Origin of the sequence: Streptomyces sp. NPDC017979 (genome assembly GCF_044328175.1) — a bacterium.
Taxonomy (GTDB): Bacteria; Actinomycetota; Actinomycetes; order Streptomycetales; family Streptomycetaceae; genus Streptomyces.
Genome location: NZ_JBIRGU010000016.1, coordinates 68,998 through 86,632 on the forward strand (window position 1 = coordinate 68,998; position 17,635 = coordinate 86,632).

A 17,635-nucleotide genomic window follows, 5' to 3' on the forward strand; every position below is an offset into this window, starting at 1 on the left:
CATGGGACTAAATTCTCAGCAGGGCGCAAAGCTGTGACCTTGCCCTCTGCGGAAACGTCCGCGTTGCTCCCTGTTGCACCCCGTTGCGACCGGTGCGGTTCAGGGCTTATGCCCAGGCTCGTCCGGCCGTTGGTGCCCCTCGCGGGGCGGAGTCGGAGGTGGCTCCTGAGGTTCTTTCCGGGGCCGCTGTTCCGCTGTCCCGAGGGGCCTCGGGCGAACGGCTCTCCCGGCGTCACCTCTTGGACTGAACATCGGGTGCCGGCCATTTCCGCCGCCGACCGTCGGTGCTCTGCTGATCGCGTCCCTCATCGCGGACGGACCGCGAGAGGTCGCGACAGACAGAGGAAAGTAGGTCGCCATGCGTCTGCGAGGACGTGTCAGGGCCTGGTCGGCCGCCGCGGTCGGCGCCGTGGTGCTCGCACTGCTGCCGGGCCCGGCGCACGCCGGGGCCGCCGCACCCGACCCGGGTCAGCGCGCGGGCCGGCAACAGCCCGCGGCAGTGCACTACCTGAACCTGCACCAGTGCGTGTACTACGACAGCGGCAACATCCGCCAGCAGCAGCTCACCACCGCCGTACCGAGCCGCGACGGGCGCTTCCTCGGCGGCACCAACGTCTCCAACACCGCCCAGACCAGCCCCGTCTGCGGCCCCGGGGACGGCCGCTACCTGATCAACACCCCGAACACCCGGATGGCCGCGCTCGACCTGACGGCGGGGCGGTACCTGAACCTGCACCAGTGCGTGTACTACTCCGCCAACCTGGACGACCACCTCACCACGATCGTCCCCAGGGGCTTCGACTTCTTCTCCACCGGCACCAACGTCTCCAACACCCCCGAGACCGAGCCGTGGTGCTACGCGGGGCACAGCGACTGGCTCCTGGTGGACCTGTTCTCCTCCGTGAAGTCCATCGACCTGACCGCCGGCCGGTACGTCAACCTCCAGCAGTGCATGTTCTACTCCAGCCGGCAGGCCGACCACTTCACCACCTTCGTCCCCAGCGGTGACGGACGGTTCGCCGCGGGCACCGCCGTCTCGAACACCCGCGTCACCACTCCCGCCTGCGGCCCGGGCGACGGCAACTTCCTGCCCGTACCGATCCTCTCCGGCTCCCTACCGCTCGACCTCGCCTGACCCCGGGGACGTCCCCCGCGCGGCCCCGCCCCGACCGGCGGGGCCGCGCGCCTTCGTCCCACCGACACGGGGCGGCTCCCCGGCGCCCGGAGCGATGGCGCATCCTGGAGGCGAGACCCGGCCCGTCCGACACCTGTGGGGACGTCCATGCGCATCGCCCTGAGCCAGATCACCAGCGGCCCCGACCCCGCCGCCAACCTCGACCTGGTACGGGAGCAGGCCCGGCTCGCCGCCGACGCGGGCGCCCGGCTGATCGCCTTCCCCGAAGCCACCATGGCCTGCTTCGGCACCCGGCTCGCGCCCCTGGCGGAGCCCCTCGACGGGCCCTGGGCCACCGCGGTGCGCCAGATCGCCGAGGAGACCGGGCTCGTCGTGGTCGCCGGGATGTTCACCCCCGCGGCCGACGGCAAGGTCACCAACACCCTGCTGGCCACCGGCCCCGGAGTCGAAGCGTCCTACGACAAGATCCATCTGTACGACGCCTTCGGCTTCACCGAGTCCGCCACCGTCGCCGCCGGGTCCAGCGTGGTCACCATCGACCTGGACGACGTCCGCATCGGCCTCGCCACCTGCTACGACGTCCGCTTCCCGGAGCTGTTCCGGGCCCACGCCGACGCCGGCGCCCAGCTCACCCTGCTGCCGGCGTCCTGGGGCGCCGGCGAGGGCAAGCGCGAGCAGTGGGAGCTGCTGATCCGGGCCCGCGCCCTGGACGCCACCCTCTGGGTCGCCGCCGTCGACCAGGCGGAACCGGCCGCACCGGCCCCCGACACCGCCGCGAAGGCCCCCACCGGGATCGGCCACAGCGCCGTCGTCGCCCCCGACGGAACCGTACGGGACCGGCTCCAGGCCGGCCCCGGCCTGCTGGTCGCCGACGTCGACCCCGCGGAAGTGACGTCCGTACGCCGCGCCGTACCGGTCCTCGCCAACCGCAGGCTGCGCGGGTAGGGCGCGGCGCTCGCCTGCGCTGCGGCTGCGTCCACCCGCACGCCCGACTCGCATCCGGGGCCGGCGCGGGCCAGCCTGGAGGTGGCAGGGGCGCCCGAACACGCAGCCCCAGGAGACCGGCCCTAAGCGAGGGATCACCGTGAACAGTGCGGACCAGCACCCCGAGCCCGTCGTGGTGACGATCACCGGCTGCACCAAGGAGGACGCACACGCCGTCTTCGAAGTGCTGCGCCGGTCCTACACCTGCGACCGCGAGGCCGCCGACCGGCCCGAGTACGTCTCCGTGGGCCACCCGACGGTGTGGACGGCGACCTTCGACGTCCGGCCCGGGACGGCGGGCACCGGCCCCGTGCCGCTGACCGACGCGGTCGAGGCGGAGATGCAGGGCGGCTACTGGGCGGTCGACCGGATGACGGAGACCCTGGCCGCCGCGTTCGACGTGCAGCGGCAGGGCACGGCCGCCGGCGACCAGGAGAAGGACGTCCAACTGCGGCTGGTGAGCCGCGCCGGCTGAACGGCCCAGCGGTCCACCGGCCGAATGCCCGCCTGGATTGCGGCCCCGGCGGGGGCGGGCGAAGGTCGAAGGGGCGCCGTACGCATCGGGGGCGCCCGCCGCCTGACGCGCGTATCCGGCCCGCCCCGGCGGGCACCCGGTGACCGGGACGCCCCCGGCGACCGGGCCGCGCGGGGCGCCCAGGACCCAGGAGGACACGAACCATGCCCATCGCCACGGTGAACCCCGCCACCGGCGAGACGCTGCAGACCTTCGAGGCGATCGGAGGCGACGGGATCGAGGAACGGATCGCGTTGGCCCAGGCAGCCTCCATCGGCCAGCGCACCACCGGCTTCGCCGACCGGGCCCGGCTGCTGCTGCGGGCCGCCACCCTGCTCGACGAGGACGCCGACCGCATCGCCCGCACCGTCACCACCGAGATGGGCAAGCCCCTCACCCAGGCCCGCGCCGAGGCCGCGAAGTGCGCCCGGGCGATGCGCTGGTACGCCGCCCACGCCGAGCAACTGCTCGCGGACGAGCACCCCGGCCCCGACGACGTGCGCGACTCCGGCGCCGCACGGGTCGTCGTGCGCTACCGGCCCGTCGGCGTGGTGCTCGCCGTCATGCCGTGGAACTTCCCGCTGTGGCAGGTCGTCCGCTTCGCCGCGCCCGCCCTGATGGCCGGCAACACGGCCCTGCTCAAGCACGCCTCGAACGTGCCGCAGACCGCCCTGTACCTGGAAGACCTCTTCCGCCGCGCCGGCTGGCCCGAAGGCTGCTTCCAGACCCTGCTCATCGGATCGGGCGCGGTCGAGGGCGTGCTGCGCGACGACCGGGTGGCCGCGGCCACCCTGACCGGCAGCGAACCCGCCGGGCGGGCCGTCGCCGCCGTCGCCGGCGACGAGGTCAAGAAGACCGTGCTGGAACTCGGCGGCAGCGACCCCTACCTCGTGATGCCCTCCGCCGACCTGGAGCGGGCCGTGGACACCGCCGTCGTCGCCCGCGTGCAGAACAACGGCCAGTCCTGCATCGCCGCCAAACGGTTCATCGTCCACGCCGACGTCTACGACGCCTTCTGCGAGGGCTTCACCACCCGGATGCAGGCCCTGGTCGTGGGCGACCCGATGGCGGAGACCACGGAGATCGGCCCGCTCGCCACCGAACAGGGGCGCACCGACGTCGAAGCGCTCGTCGAGGACGCCCTCGGCCACGGCGCCCGGGCCCGCTGCGGCGCCGGCCGTCCGGGCGACCGCGACCGCGGCTGGTACTACCTGCCCACCGTCCTCACCGACGTCGACGCCCGCATGCGCATCCACCGCGAGGAAGCCTTCGGGCCCGTCGCCACCGTCTACCGGGCCGCCGGCCTCGACGAGGCGCTGCGGATCGCCAACGACACCCCCTTCGGGCTCAGCTCCAACGTGTGGACCCGCGACGAGCGGGAGATGGCCCGCTGCGTACGGGACCTCGAAGCCGGCGGCGTCTTCTTCAACGGCATGACCGCCTCCCACCCCGCGCTCCCCTTCGGCGGCGTCAAGCGCTCGGGCTACGGCCGGGAGCTGTCCGGCCACGGCATCCGGGAGTTCTGCGAGATCACCACCGTCTGGTACGGCCCCTGACCCGACCGGCCGACCGGTCCCGCCCCGCCCCGCACGCGCCGAAGGATCCGCCGCCCGCCCCGCATGCGCCGAGGAAGCCGCCATGAACGACACCACCGTGACGCTGCGCAGCCGCATCACCGACACCGAACTCGCCGCCCTCGACGCGCACTGGCGCGCCGCCAACTACCTGGCCGTCGGACAGATCTACCTGATGGCCAACCCCCTGCTGACCGAACCCCTGCGCCCCGAGCACATCAAGCCGAGGCTGCTGGGCCACTGGGGCACCTCGCCCGGCCTCAACCTCGTCTACACCCACCTCAACCGGGTCATCAGCGGCCGGGGCCTGGACGCGCTGTGCGTCTGGGGCCCGGGGCACGGCGGGCCCGCGGTCCTCGCCGGCTCCTGGCTGGAGGGCACGTACACCGAGACGTACCCGGACGTCACCCGGGACGCCGCCGGCATGGAGCGGCTGTTCCGGCAGTTCTCCTTCCCCGGCGGGGTGCCCAGCCACGTGGCGCCCGAGACGCCCGGCTCCATCCACGAGGGCGGCGAACTCGGCTACTCCCTCGCCCACGCCTACGGCGCCGCCTTCGACAACCCGCACCTGCTGGTCGCCTGCGTCATCGGCGACGGCGAGGCCGAGACCGGGCCGCTCGCCGCCTCCTGGCACGGCACCACCTTCCTCGACCCGGTGCACGACGGCGCCGTACTGCCGATCCTGCACCTCAACGGCTACAAGATCGCCAACCCGACGGTGCTCGCCCGACTGCCCCGCGGCGAACTCGACGACCTGCTGCGCGGCCACGGCCACGAACCCGTCCACGTCACCGGCGCCGAACCCCAGGCCGTGCACCGGGCGATGGCGGCGGCCATGGACGCCTGCCTCGACCGCATCGAGGAGATCCAGCGCACCGCCCGCCGCGACGGCGTGCGCGAACGGCCCCGCTGGCCCGTGATCGTCCTGCGCACCCCCAAGGGCTGGACCGGGCCCGCGACCGTCGACGGCGTCCCCGTCGAGGACACCTGGCGCGCCCACCAGGTGCCGCTCGCCGGGGTCCGCGACCGCCCCGAGCACCTGCGGCAACTGGAGGCGTGGCTGCGCTCGTACCGCCCCGAAGAGCTCTTCGACCCCACCGGCCGACCCGTTGCCCAGGTCCTCGGCTGCGTCCCGACCGGCCAGCGCCGCCTCGGCGCCACCCCGCACGCCAACGGCGGGCTGCTGCTGCGGGAACTGCCCCTGCCGCCGCTCGCGGACCACGCCGTCGACGTGGAGCGCCGCGGTGCGGCGCGCCACGAGCCCACCCGCGTCCTCGGCGACTTCCTCGCCGTCGTGATGGGCGCCACCGCCGAGCGGCGCGACTTCCGCGTCGTCGGTCCCGACGAGACCGCTTCCAACCGGCTCGACGCCCTCTACGGCGCCACCGCCAAGGCGTGGCAGACCCGCACGCTGCCCACCGACGAGCACCTGGCCCACGACGGCCGGGTGATGGAGATCCTCTCCGAGCACGTGTGCCAGGGCTGGCTGGAGGGCTACCTCCTCACCGGCCGGCACGGCCTGTTCTCCTGCTACGAAGCCTTCGCCCACATCGTCGACTCGATGGTCAACCAGCACATCAAGTGGCTGCGCACGGCGCGCCGGCTGCCCTGGCGCCGCCCCGTCGCCTCGCTGACGTACCTGCTCACCTCGCACGTGTGGCGGCAGGACCACAACGGCTTCTCCCACCAGGACCCCGGCTTCGTCGACCACGTGCTCAACAAGAGCCCCGAAGTCGTCCGGGTCTACCTGCCGCCGGACACCAACACCCTGCTCTGCGTCGCCGACCACGTGCTGCGCAGCCGTGACTACGTGAACGTGGTCGTCGCCGGCAAGCAGCCCTGCTTCGACTGGCTGACGATGGACGAGGCCCGCGCCCACTGCGCACGCGGCGCCGGGGTGTGGGAGTGGGCCGGCACCGAACACGGCCCGGCCGGGGCGGACGGAGCGGGCGGCGACGGGCCCGACGTGGTGCTCGCCTGCGCCGGCGACGTCCCCACCCAGGAGGTCCTGGCGGCGGCCGAACTGCTGCGCCGGCACGCGCCCCGGCTCGCGGTGCGGGTCGTCAACGTCGTCGACATGGCCCGCCTGCTGCCGTACGACGAACACCCGCACGGCATGAGCGACTTCGAGTACGACGCGCTCTTCACCCGCGACAAGCCGGTGATCTTCGCCTACCACGGCTACCCCTGGCTGATCCACCGCCTCGCCTACCGCCGCGCCGGCCATCCCCATCTGCACGTCCGCGGCTACAAGGAGGAGGGGACGACGACCACGCCCTTCGACATGGTCGTCCGCAACGACCTCGACCGCTATCGCCTGGTGATGGACGTCATCGACCGGGTGCCCGGCCTGGGGGTGCGGGCCGCGGCCCTGCGCCAGACCATGGCCGACGCCCGCTCGCGCCACCACGACTGGATCCGTGAGCACGGCACCGACCTGCCGGAGGTCGCGGACTGGACCTGGGGCGGCTGACCGGGAGGCGGCACCGGGGCGTGGCGGATCAGACCATGCTGCCGGTGCTGCCGGGCTGGAACGCCGGTGTCCGCAGCGGACGCAGCCGTGCGTCCGGGTCGATCCAGTTCACCCGCTCCGGGGCGAGGAACGCCTCCGCGTGCGAGAGGTGCGGACGCCGGGCGCCCGAGGGCGGCAGCGGGTCGCGGATCAGCGACTGCGGCGGCAGTCCGCGGGCGAGCAGCAGCTCCGCGGTCTCCTCGACGAATCCGGCGGGGCCGCAGAGGTAGACGACCTCGCCCGGGCGGTCCGGCCGCGCCCGCAGGTGCGCGTGGAGGCGCTCGGCCGCCCGGGTGCGGCTCTCGTCCTGTTCCTGGCACCACCAGTAGGCGCTGAGCCAGGGGCGGTCGCGCAACAGGTCGTCGAGGTGCGCCCCGTCGTAGAAGTGCGCCCCGGCCCGGGCGACCACGTCGACCCGGACGCGGGGGGCGGGGCTGCGCCGCAGCAGTTCGTCGAGGACGGACTTCACCGGCGCCCAGCCCGTGCCGGCGGCGAGCAGGGTGACGGCCGGGGTGCCCGGCGGCGGTGCGAGGGCCGAGCCGGATGCCGCGCCCAGCCGCAGCGTCTGCCCCGGGCGGGTGCGGTCGCACAGCACGCCGCTGAGTAACCCGCCCGGCACCCGGCCCACGTGGAACTCCAACAGTCGCTCGCGCTCGCCGCCCGCGGCGGTGCCCGCCAGCGAGTACGGTCGCCACACCCCCGGCAGGTCCTCGTGCTCGACGGTGGCGTACTGCCCCGGACGCCAGGGGTAGGGGGTGCGCACCGCGGCCCGCAGCACGGCCGTGCGGTCGCCGTGCAGCCGGTGGCTGACCACGGTGGCCTCCCAGAACGCCGGCTCCCGGGCGGCGATCGAGCGCCGGGCGCCGGTCGCCATCAGCGTGGCGACCTCGTCGTACACCCGCCGCCAGGCGGTCTCGGTGCGCTCGTCCCAACTGGCGGGGGAGTAGCGGGCGATCGCCGTCAGCAGGCTGGCGCCGACGGCCGCGTAGTCCTCGTCGACGATGCCGAACTTGCGGTGGTCGCGCCCCAGCCGCCGCAGGTGCTCGGGGAGGCCGGGGTGCCCGAGGTGGTCCACGACGTGCACGAGGGCGGTGAACATCCGCTCGTACTGGTCGTCCAGCACCGCGGGGAAGAGCGGACGCAGATGCGGGTGATGCCTGAACAAATGTGCGTAGAAGTGCCGGACCACGTGGCGTGACCGCCGTCTGACGCGTTCCAGACTCGCCCGGACGACATCGATGTCGCCGAGAGCGGTGCTGTCGTCGTCCATGTCAGTTCCCCCCGTGCTGCACGTTCGCACGCCGTCCCGACGCGCGCGCGGAGCGTCGGGAGAGCGCACCGTATCAACTCAACGGCGTGCAAGTGCCGTTGTGGGCCGAATTTGTTTCGACCGGGACGGAATGCACCGTCCCGGTCGCGGGGCGCGGTGTGCCGCTGGCGCGGACGCCGTCAGGTCCCTTCTTTCGGATCGGACTGGATCAGCGGGGTCCCCCCACGCCCTTCGGGCGTAGGGCTCTGGTGCCGTGGATCTCAAGGCGGAGGAGGGAGTCGACGCGGTGGGGTACCTCCCGCGCCCGCAGGGCACAGGGGGCCTTCGGTGACGACGGCAACGCTGGAGGTCCCTCCCGTGCCCGAAGGGCTACGGGGGAGAGGTGCGGCACCGGGCACGCGGGCCCAGCAAGATCCGGAAGGGAGTGGTTAGATGCCCTGCCAGGCGGGCTTGGCGGCGTAGGTGGCGCGGAAGTAGTCCCCGAGCTTGAGGCGGGAGGCGGCGGCCTCGTCGACCACGACCGTGGCGTGCGGGTGGAGCTGTAGCGCGGAGGCCGGGACCAGCGCCGACAGCGGGCCCTCGACGGAGAGCGCGACGGCGTCGGCCTTGGCCTCGCCGGTGGCCAGCAGCACCAGGTGGCGGGCCTCCAGGATGGTGCCGATGCCCTGGGTGATCACGTGGTGCGGGACCTCGTCGATGCTGTCGAAGAAGCGCGCGTTGTCCTTGCGCGTCTGCTCGGTCAGCGTCTTGATTCGGGTGCGGGAGGCGAGCGAGGAGCACGGCTCGTTGAAGCCGATGTGCCCGTCGGTGCCGATGCCGAGCAGTTGGAGGTCGACGCCGCCGGCCTCGGCCAGCGCCCGGTCGTACGCCAGGCAGGCGGCGGCCACGTCGTCGGCGGTGCCGTCGGGGCCCATGAACGCGGCCTCGGTCAGCCCGAGCGGCTCGACGACCTCCCGCAGCACGACCGAGCGGTACGACTCGGGGTGGCCGGAGGGTAGCCCCACGTACTCGTCGAGCTGGCATATCCGCGCCGCGGACGCGTCCACCTCGCCCGCCCGCACCTTCGCCGTCAGCGCCTGGTAGATCGGCAGCGGCGTGGAGCCGGTGGCCACTCCGAGGAGCGCCTCGGGCTTGCGCCGCAGCAGGGCGGCCATGGCCTCGGCGATCAGTTCGCCGCCGGCGGCGGCATCCGGAACGATGACAACTTCCACGGGGGCCCCTGTCTGTGTGTGCGCACGCGTATCACGGCCTGCGCAGTGGTGTAGACCAATCTACCGGGTGGGCGGGGGTGCTGTCGCCTGAAGTGAGCAGGTCACCGCGGTGCACTGTGGCAAGCCTCACCGAACTGGGGCCGAAGGCGTGATGAACGGCTCCTCACCTGCGGTTCACGTTCCCGCGCCTGCGTCCGCGCCCGCGTCCAGGCGCCGGCGCGGGATCGCGTGCGTCATGAACGCGTGGCGGTGCCGCACTCCTCGTCCCGGGACTCCTGCGTCCGCTCGTCGATCGACCTGCTGCGGTCGTACGGGTCGACCTCGGGGCCGCCCTTGGGGGCCGTCGACCGCTCCGCCGCGAACTGCGGGGCCAGCAGGCCGGTGGTGGGGCCGCAGCCGCCGTTGGTCATGTCGAGGGAGTACGAGACGAGGGAGAAGGTCCCCGGCTCGGTGATCACCTTCTTGGGGTCGTTCCAGTCCAGCACGACCTCGCGCCGCACGATGGTCCGCGCGACCTCGTCGCCGCCGCTCGCCGGGGCGACCGGGTAGACGTAGGTGACGTCGGTCGTCACGCGCAGCGCCCCGTCCCCGGCCGCCGCGTAGCTGATCCGGCCCCTGGTCCTGACGTCGTCCCCGACGAGGCGAGCGCGCTGGTCGAAGCGGCTGAAGAGCAGCAGCGGGTCGTTCTCCTCGCCGGGGGTGCTGAAGGCGGCCGAGAGGAAGTCCTGGACGTCCTTTTGATGAGGGTTCATCAGGGCGATGGCGCGCGCGGGACGTTCGCCGCGCAGCACGCCGGGATCGAGGTTGGACGCGACGAGGAAGTCCCGCGTCTGCCGGAGTGCCTGCTGCACCTGCGCCGTGCTCATCCACCCGGTGGCCTCGGCCGCGGGCATCGTGATTCCGTCGACGCCGCTGGCCCAGCGCGCCGCGGGCGACCCGCGGAACGGCTCCTCGCGCGTGGGCCGTTCGGCGGTTCCCCGGGGAGGTGCCCCGGTGGGGCGCTCGGACTCCTGGGCGAGCGGCGTCCCGCCCGCGTCGTCCCCGCCGAACCAGCCCGTCACCTGCTGCGGGAACAGCGCCACGGCCAGCAGCGCGACCACCACCAGCAGGGCCACCGCGTACCACCCCGTGCGCTTCGGCCGGGGCGGTGGGGTGTGGGCGCGCCAGGCGGTCGGCGGCGCGGGGTCCTCGCGCAGCCGCCGCGCCACGATCCGCGACCGCGCCGACGGCTCCCGGGGCGCATCCGCCGTACCCTCCACCGACTCCTTGAGGAACCGGTCCCACTCGTCGTCGGGCACGGACGGACCGTGCTGCCCCCCACCCGCGTTCACTCGACTCCTCGCATGCCCGTCACGGCGACGCCCCTGTGCGTCGTCGAACGCATGATCGTACATGCGGGTGGGGCGGTGTCGTCCTGTTCGTGTGCGGCCACGGCCGCGAACTGACGGCTCCTCGGGCGCGCGGCGGTCACCGCGGGGCTGACACGGCACGCGCGGGACGGTGGCCGGGTCAGGTGCCGTCCGCTGCGTCGATGACGGTGCCGTCCTCGTCGACCGTGTGGGTGCGCCAGTAGACGTCCCACTCGTCGTCGACGTGCTTCGGCACCTTGCCTTCCGGGTAGCGCGCGTACCCCTGCGGCGGCTCCTCGCCGTTCGACACGCACGCCGAACCGGTGCCGTTCACCGTCAGCACGGGGTACTCGCCGCCGGAGCAGATGCCCTCCTCGAACTCCAGGAGGGAGCATCCGGTGAGCGCCACCACCGCGAACGCGCCGGCGAGCACGGCACCGACGGCCCGGGGTGCGACGGTCCGGGCCGTGCCGGGACGGGAGGGGGCGGTCGGGCTGCTGGGGCGGCGGGGCATGGACACGATCTCCTCCTGCTGGTGCGGTCGCCTCCCACTCTTGCTGCCGCGGGCCGCCGAACCCTGAGTACGCGTACTCAGAGCCGGCCCGCCCCGATGCTCAACGCGGGGAAGGGCTCTGCCTCCGGTGTAGGTCGCCCCCTGGCCGCGGCCGGACCTCAGAAGAGGGGCAACTGGCCGGGGAAGGGCGGAGCTTCGTACCCGTCGAGGGACGGCTGAAGGGCGCTCTCGTACGGCGCCGGCAGCCGCGAGCCGGGGCAGGACACCAACTCGGAGCCCGTGCGGGTGCGGACGCCGGCGGGGTCGTGGCGGGCGAAACGGGCCGCGACCACGGCGATCTCACGGCGGCACACCGGGCACGTACGGCGAGGAGCTGACATGTGGACAGTCTGCCGGAGACCACTGACAGACCTCGTGTGACGCACCTCCCGCCGACCGCGCTGCGCTCCTGGCGCCACCCGCACGCCGGCCTCCGATCCGTGACGAAGGGCTGCTCGCGCGGTCCCACCGAGGGTGGCCAAACGATCGTGGCCACCGGGCCGCAAGGGCAAACGTGCCGGTGGCGCCACCGCGAGAACGCCCCGGTGGCGTCGGCGGAACCAACCGCCCCCAGGACCCGCGACGGGCCCGCGATTGACTGTGGACGGACGGGTCGCAATGATCGTCCCTGGGCCCTGGCGGCAACCCGTCCGGTGCCTCCCGCGGAACCGGACCGGGGGAGGGGACGGGCGGGTGCCGACCCCCCGAGCGCCGAGAGGACCGGACCGTGCCTGAATCCCCCACAACCGCCCCCATAACCACCGCCCCCACGCCCCCCGCCGGCGCCGCCGACGGCGCACTCGCCCTGCTGAACCGGCTGGGCGCCGCCGCCATCGCGCACCCCGGCGGGAACCTCGTCGACCACCTCCAACGGGTCCGGTCGCAGCTCGCCGTCTGGGGCGCCCGCCCCGCCCTGCAACTCGCCGGGCTCTGCCACTCGTTGTACGGCACCGACGGCTTCCCCGCGGTGCTGCTGCCGCACGAGCGCCGCGCCGAACTGGCGTCGGTCATCGGCGCGGAGGCCGAGGAAGCGGTGTACCTGTACGGCGCCTGCGACCGCGGGGCCACCTACCGCGACCTCGCCCGGGCGGACGCGCCCTTCCACGACCGCCTCACCGGCCGGCCGCACCCGCTCACCGTCCGACGCCGCCGCGACCTCGCCGAACTGACCGCCGCCAACGAACTCGACCTCGCCCGCGCCGACCTCGCCTTCCGCGACGAGCGCGGCGCCGGGCTGCTCGAACTGTTCACCCGCTGGCGACATTTGCTGAGCCCCGGGGCGTGGGACGACTGCGTGGCCGTCCTCAGCGCGCCGGCACACCCGGCGCCGCGGTAGCCGCGTACGCACGGAGGACGACGGGCCGGCCGTCAGCGCACCCCGGTCAGCCGGGCGGAGACGACCACGTTCTCCTCGTACCCCGCCCCCGCCGAATACCGGCCGCCGCAGGTGATCAGCCGCAGTTCGGCGCCGGGGCCGTCCCGGTAGACCCGGTCGGCGGGGAAGTCGTCGCGCGGGAACGCCTCGACGGCGTGGACGGTGAAGAGCGCCGTGCGGCCGTCCGCGCGCAGGACCTCCACCCGGCTGCCGGGCGTCAGCGAGCCGAGCCGGTAGAAGACGGCCGGCCCGGACCTGGTGTCGACGTGGCCGACGACGACGGAGGTGCCGCGCCCGCCGGGGGACGCGGCGTCCGCGTACCAGCCCGCGAGATTGCCGTCGTCGACGGGCGGCGCCTCGATCGAACCGTCCGACGCCAGGCGGACCGCGGTGACCGGGGCGGAGACGCGCAGCGCGGGGACGGCGATCCGTCGGGGCGGGGAGTGGGGGAGCGGGGCGACGGCGGGCATCCGCGCGACGGGTTCCGCGCGGGCCGCCGACGCGGCGGGGCGCGGCGGGCCGTCCGAGGAACCGGCCTTCGCGGCGGTGTCGGCCGCCCCCGACCCCGTACGCAACAGGAACACCCCGAGCAACAGCACGCACAGCAGGGCGAACCAGATGCCGTGCCGCGGGGCGCGGTGTGCGGGCGGCGGTACCGGAGGGGGCAGGGGGCCAGGCATGGTTACCGTCCGTGCCGCCTCATCGCGCCGCGGCGCGCCGACGGCGCATCAGCACAAGACCCGCGCCGACCGCGCCCGAGACCAGTGCGGAACCGAACGCGAGGTGCGTCGGGCTGAGCTGGGGGAGGCTGCCGCCCCCGCCCGCCGTCACACCGCCACCGGGCTTCAGCGCGGAGCCGGGCTCGTGCCCGGAACCGGTGTCGTGGCCGCCGCCGACGTCCTGGGCTCCGGCGTCATGGGTGCCGGTGTCATGTGCCCCGGTGTCGTGAGCGCCGGCGTCGGGCACACCAGTGTCACCTGCGTCACCAGTCTCACCGCCGTCACCAGGGGGTACAGCGGCCCCGTCCGCACTGCGGTCCGCGGTCGGGCCCGCCCCCTCGACGACGATCCGGGCCGAGCCGCGCTCGCCCTTGCAGTCGAAGGTGACGACGTGTTCCGCACCCGGCTCGGCCTCGTCGAAGACCCGCGCCGTGGCGGCCTGACCCCCCGTCAGGGTCACCGTGTCGAAGACGCCGGACGAGGCGGTCACCGTCGGCGAAGCGCACTCCGTCGCCTTGAGCGTGACCGTCCCGCCGGGGGCGACGGTCTGCGGGGTGACCGTGAACCCGAACGACGTGACGTCCGCGCCGGAGTCCGCCGAGAGGCGGTCCGCCGGGGCCGTCGCCGGCGCCGGGACCGCGGGGACCTCCTCGTCCACGGGCTCCGGCAGCGGCGCCGAGACCGACGTCGCAGCGCCGGCCGCCGCAGCGCTCGACGGCACGGCCGCGGCGGCGACCGGAGCGGTGGCGGTCAGCAGGGTCGCGGCACAGATCAGGGCGAGTTCCGCACGTCGTATGGCACGCATGGTCAGCTCTTTCGGTGGGGGACTGGCACCACGTCGACATCGACGCTAGGAACGGGCCGGGCCCCCCGCCACATCTGCTACGCCGAACAGGCACGCGGCTCGGCCATCGGAACGACCCCGCAGCCCGCCTGCCGGCGTCACTCCTTGCGGTACGCGTACGCCTCCGACGCCGCGTTCGCCACCGCGTCCAGGTCACCGCCCGCCACTGCCGTCACCACCGCCGCGACCGCCCCCTCCAAGAAGGGCGCGTCCACCAGCCGCGAGCCGTCGGGCAGTTCGTCCCCCTCGGCCAGCAGGGACTTCACCGTCAGCACCGCACTGCCCAGGTCCACCAGGAGCGCCACCCCCGCGCCCCGGTCCACCGCGTGCGCGGCGCTCGCGATGCGCTCGGAACTGGTGCCCACGCCCCCGTCGGGCGTACCCCCCGCGCCGATCACGGGTGCACCGTCGCCCGCACCGGCGAGCGCCTTCGCCAGCGCCGCGCTCGCATCCGCGACCTCGCGGCTGTGCGACACCAGGACGACCCCCACGGGCCCCGGCCCGCTCACGCCGCCACCGCCTGCGCGAGCGCCGCCACCAGCAGCGCCGACGACGCGGCCCCCGGGTCCTCGTGGCCGATGCTGCGCTCGCCCAGATAGCTCGCCCGCCCCTTGCGGGCCTGCATCGGGACGGTCTCCAACGTGCCCTGCTCCGCCGCGGCCCGCGCCGCGTCGAACGAGTCCGTCGTGTCGTCGAGGGCGGCGACCGCCGGCTCCAGGGCGTCCAGCATCGTCTTGTCCCCGGCCCGCGCCCCGCCGAGCTGTGCGACCGCCGCGACCCCGGCCCGCAGCGCCGCCGCGAACTGGGCGGGCGTCACCTCCACCGCATCGCCCAACTCCTTGCCCGTGCGCCGCAGCAGCGTCCCGTACAGCGGCCCGGACGCCCCGCCCACCTTCGAGATCAGCTGGCGGCCGGCCAACACCAGGACCTCGCCCGGGGAACCCGTCCCCTGCTGCGCCAGCGCCTCGGTCACGGCGGTGAACCCGCGCTGCATGTTCGCTCCGTGGTCCGCGTCCCCGATCGCGGAGTCCAACTCCGTGAGGCGGTCCACCTCCCGGTCGATCAGCGTGGCCGCGGCCTGCATCCAGCGGCGGCAGAAGTCGGCGTCGAGCACGTGCCCTCCCTGTGGCGGTGATTGGTGGTGCGGTCGTGCTGGTCGTGCTGGTCGTGCTGGGGACCGTCGCTCAGCGGCCCCAGCGCAGCGCCGCGGTCTGCACCGGTGCGTCCCACAGCCGTAGCAACTCCTCGTCGACCTGGCACAGGGTCACCGAACAGCCCGCCATGTCGAGCGAGGTCACGTAATTGCCGACCAGGGTGCGGGCCACGGTCACGCCCCGGTCCGCGAGCACCTTCTGCACCTCGCCGTTGAAGCCGTACAGCTCCAGCAGCGGGGTCGCCCCCATGCCGTTGACCAGCACCAGCACCGGGCCGGTCGGCTTGCGGTCCTCCAGCAGCGCGTGCACGGTGAAGTCGGCGATCTCCCGGGAGGTCATCATCGACCGCCGCTCCCGACCCGGCTCGCCGTGGATGCCGATCCCCAACTCCAGCTCCCCGGGCGGCAGATCGAAGGTCGGAGAACCCTTCGCGGGCGTCGTGACCGCGCTGAGCGCCACGCCGAAGCTGCGCGAGCCCTCGTTGACCCGGCGCGCGATCGCCTCGACCCGCTCCAGTGGCGCACCAGCCTCCGCCGCGGCGCCGGCGATCTTCTCCACGAACAGGGTGGCGCCCGTGCCCCGGCGCCCCGCCGTGTACAGGCTGTCGGTCACCGCCACGTCATCGTCGACCAGCACCTTCGCCAACCGGACGCCCTCGTCCTCGGCGAGTTCGGCCGCCATGTCGAAGTTGAGCACGTCCCCCGTGTAGTTCTTGACGACGAAGAGCACGCCCTCGCCGCTGTCCACGGCAGCCGCCGCCCGCACCATCTGGTCCGGTACCGGACTGGTGAACACCTCACCGGGGCACGCGGCGGACAGCATCCCGGGGCCGACGAAACCGGCGTGCAGCGGCTCGTGCCCCGAGCCGCCGCCGGACACCAGGCCCACCTGTCCCGCCACCGGCGCGTCCCGGCGCACCACGACCCGCCGCTCCACGTCCACCACCAGTTCGGGATGGGCTGCTGCCATGCCGCGCAGGGCATCGGCGACGACGGTCTCGGGGACGTTGATCAACATGCGCAACGTAGATCTCCTGACGGCCGGTCCGAGTGACGCTCGGGCGCCCCGGGCAGGGGCGCACCGCTGCGCACCAGTATCGACGGGGCGCCCGCATCGCGCAGCCCTGGTGCGGCGCCAAGCGGCTCACGCGCCGTTGCGCCCGCCCTCCCCGCGCGCCGGTGAGCCGCCCTCCGGGCGCCCCCGTTCGGGCCGTGCGCCGGCGCGTTGGGGGCGGGCGGTGAGTGTGCCGTCCCGCTCCCGCGCCACCTGCACCCCGAAGCGCCCGCTGACCTGTGCCAAGGTGCGCTGGAGCCATGCCGAGCCCTCGTTCGGCGCGTGCTCCAACCGCAGCCGGCGGGCGCGCAGCGGCACCATCCTGACCTGCCGGAACGCGCCGTCGGCGGCGAGCGAGACGAGGTACAGCAGCCGCAGGTCGTCCCGGTACTCCTCGTGCCCGGAGATGCCCTCGTAGTCGTTCACCAGGTCACCGCACCCGTAGAGGACGAGCGCGCCGCGGTACGCCTCAAGGGGCCGGGGGTGGTGCGAGGAGTGCCCGTGCACGACGTCGGCGCCCGCGTCGACGAGGGCGTGCGCGAAGCGCCGCTGCTCGCCCGAGACGCCGTACCCCCAGTTCCCGCCCCAGTGGACCGAGACGACCGCCAGGTCCCCCGGCCGTTTCGCCGCCCGCAGCACGGCGGCGGGCCGGGCCGGATCCAACGGCTCGTCGACGCGGGCGACGCCGGACCTGCGCGCCGTGGCGGCCCAGTCGCGGGGCACGCCGCTGGACGCCGTGCCGCAGGCGAGCACCAGCAGCCGGCGCCCGCCGGGCAGGGGGACGACCGCGGGCGCCCACGCCTCCGCGGCGTCCCGGCCCGCGCCCGCCCGGCGGACGCCGGCTCCCGTCGATGAACCGGGCGCGCCGAGCGCGTCCAGGGCGTCCAGGGTGTCGGTCAGCCCCGGCCGCCCGAAGTCGAGGACGTGGTTGTTGGCCAGTGCGCACACGTCGGGACGCACGGCGGTCAGCGCGGGCAGATTGCCCGGGTGCATCCGGTAGTGGATCCCCTTGCCGACGGCGCGCTCCCCGCCCCGGGTCACGGAGGTCTCCAGATTGAGGACGCGCACGTCGGGCGCCGCGGCGTCGAGGACGTCCAGCGCCACCCCCCACGGCCAGGAGTACGGCGCGGGGCGGGGCACCGGGCCGTACGCGGCCTCCGCCAGCCGCACGTAGGTGCGCGCGTCGCTGACGTACGCCTCCGCGAGCGCGGGGTCACCGGGGTGCGGCAGGACCTGGTCGACACCGCGGCCCAGCATGACGTCACCGCAGAGGAACACGGTGACGAGGTCACCGGTCACGCCCCCCAGGGTAGTGCGCCGGCTGCACGCGGTGACCCGGCTGCGCCCGGCCTGGCGATCGCCCGTGCGGGTGGGCGACAATTGATCAC

17 protein-coding genes are annotated in these 17,635 nt (G+C 74.3%); 6 read left to right on the top strand and 11 right to left on the bottom strand.

The genetic code is table 11. The features are described from left to right. The first annotated feature begins 358 nt into the window (after positions 1–358). The 5 genes from ACH4E8_RS30790 (at position 359) to ACH4E8_RS30810 (ending at position 6,680) form a co-directional block, all read left to right on the top strand. Positions 359–1,135: a hypothetical protein gene (locus ACH4E8_RS30790; RefSeq protein ID WP_398454516.1), complete on the top strand. Its 777-nt coding sequence runs from the start codon at positions 359–361 to the stop codon at positions 1,133–1,135. A gap of 147 nt (positions 1,136–1,282) precedes the next feature. Beyond that, positions 1,283–2,080 (top strand): carbon-nitrogen hydrolase family protein, encoded by a 798-nt coding sequence (locus ACH4E8_RS30795; RefSeq protein ID WP_398454518.1) that lies wholly within the window; start codon positions 1,283–1,285, stop codon positions 2,078–2,080. 139 nt (positions 2,081–2,219) lie between these two features. Beyond that, entirely contained in the window at positions 2,220–2,594 is a 375-nt protein-coding gene (locus ACH4E8_RS30800) for a hypothetical protein (RefSeq protein ID WP_398454521.1), read from the top strand. Positions 2,595–2,797: 203 nt separating this feature from the next. After that, positions 2,798–4,189, top strand: coding sequence for an NADP-dependent succinic semialdehyde dehydrogenase (locus ACH4E8_RS30805; protein ID WP_398454523.1), 1,392 nt, complete (start codon positions 2,798–2,800; stop codon positions 4,187–4,189). Between the two features lie 82 nt (positions 4,190–4,271). After that, positions 4,272–6,680, top strand: coding sequence for a phosphoketolase (locus ACH4E8_RS30810; RefSeq protein ID WP_398454525.1), 2,409 nt, complete (start codon positions 4,272–4,274; stop codon positions 6,678–6,680). Positions 6,681–6,708: 28 nt separating this feature from the next. On the opposite strand, the gene ACH4E8_RS30815 is transcribed toward ACH4E8_RS30810, so the two are convergent. The 5 genes from ACH4E8_RS30815 to ACH4E8_RS30835 all read right to left on the bottom strand — a co-directional run bounded on the left by ACH4E8_RS30815 (position 6,709) and on the right by ACH4E8_RS30835 (position 11,443). Continuing rightward, complete coding sequence (locus ACH4E8_RS30815) at positions 6,709–7,989, bottom strand: globin domain-containing protein (protein ID WP_398454528.1); 1,281 nt, start codon at positions 7,987–7,989, stop codon at positions 6,709–6,711. A gap of 428 nt (positions 7,990–8,417) precedes the next feature. Then, positions 8,418–9,200 carry a glucosamine-6-phosphate deaminase gene (nagB, locus tag ACH4E8_RS30820; protein ID WP_398454531.1) on the bottom strand — a complete coding sequence of 261 codons (783 nt, stop codon included), beginning with the start codon at positions 9,198–9,200 and terminating at the stop codon, positions 8,418–8,420. Between the two features lie 233 nt (positions 9,201–9,433). After that, positions 9,434–10,498 carry a hypothetical protein gene (locus tag ACH4E8_RS30825; protein WP_398454534.1) on the bottom strand — a complete coding sequence of 355 codons (1,065 nt, stop codon included), beginning with the start codon at positions 10,496–10,498 and terminating at the stop codon, positions 9,434–9,436. A gap of 211 nt (positions 10,499–10,709) precedes the next feature. Continuing rightward, entirely contained in the window at positions 10,710–11,063 is a 354-nt protein-coding gene (locus tag ACH4E8_RS30830; RefSeq protein WP_398454701.1) for an SCO0607 family lipoprotein, read from the bottom strand. A 158-nt stretch (positions 11,064–11,221) separates the two neighbouring features. Further along, positions 11,222–11,443 carry a hypothetical protein gene (locus tag ACH4E8_RS30835; protein ID WP_398454536.1) on the bottom strand — a complete coding sequence of 74 codons (222 nt, stop codon included), beginning with the start codon at positions 11,441–11,443 and terminating at the stop codon, positions 11,222–11,224. Positions 11,444–11,829: 386 nt separating this feature from the next. On the opposite strand from ACH4E8_RS30835, the gene ACH4E8_RS30840 reads away from it, so the two are divergent. Continuing rightward, positions 11,830–12,438: a DUF6817 domain-containing protein gene (locus ACH4E8_RS30840; protein WP_398454538.1), complete on the top strand. Its 609-nt coding sequence runs from the start codon at positions 11,830–11,832 to the stop codon at positions 12,436–12,438. Between the two features lie 32 nt (positions 12,439–12,470). On the opposite strand, the gene ACH4E8_RS30845 is transcribed toward ACH4E8_RS30840, so the two are convergent. From ACH4E8_RS30845 to ACH4E8_RS30870, 6 genes are all read right to left on the bottom strand, one after another. Next, the gene (locus ACH4E8_RS30845) at positions 12,471–13,157 is read right to left on the bottom strand and encodes a class F sortase (RefSeq protein ID WP_398454540.1); all 687 of its coding nucleotides are present in this window, start codon (positions 13,155–13,157) and stop codon (positions 12,471–12,473) included. A 19-nt stretch (positions 13,158–13,176) separates the two neighbouring features. Beyond that, positions 13,177–14,001, bottom strand: a complete 825-nt coding sequence (locus tag ACH4E8_RS30850; protein WP_398454543.1) for a hypothetical protein — start codon at positions 13,999–14,001, stop codon at positions 13,177–13,179. A gap of 137 nt (positions 14,002–14,138) precedes the next feature. Next, entirely contained in the window at positions 14,139–14,549 is a 411-nt protein-coding gene (locus tag ACH4E8_RS30855) for a PTS-dependent dihydroxyacetone kinase phosphotransferase subunit DhaM (protein ID WP_398454545.1), read from the bottom strand. Beyond that, positions 14,546–15,154 carry a dihydroxyacetone kinase subunit DhaL gene (dhaL, locus tag ACH4E8_RS30860; RefSeq protein WP_398454548.1) on the bottom strand — a complete coding sequence of 203 codons (609 nt, stop codon included), beginning with the start codon at positions 15,152–15,154 and terminating at the stop codon, positions 14,546–14,548. The genes ACH4E8_RS30855 and dhaL overlap by 4 nt, the downstream gene beginning before the upstream one ends. A gap of 70 nt (positions 15,155–15,224) precedes the next feature. Beyond that, on the bottom strand, positions 15,225–16,217 hold the full coding sequence (gene dhaK / locus ACH4E8_RS30865) for a dihydroxyacetone kinase subunit DhaK (protein ID WP_398454551.1): 993 nt from the start codon (positions 16,215–16,217) through the stop codon (positions 15,225–15,227). Between the two features lie 120 nt (positions 16,218–16,337). Beyond that, complete coding sequence (locus ACH4E8_RS30870) at positions 16,338–17,546, bottom strand: CapA family protein (protein WP_398454554.1); 1,209 nt, start codon at positions 17,544–17,546, stop codon at positions 16,338–16,340. Positions 17,547–17,635 lie beyond the last annotated feature (89 nt).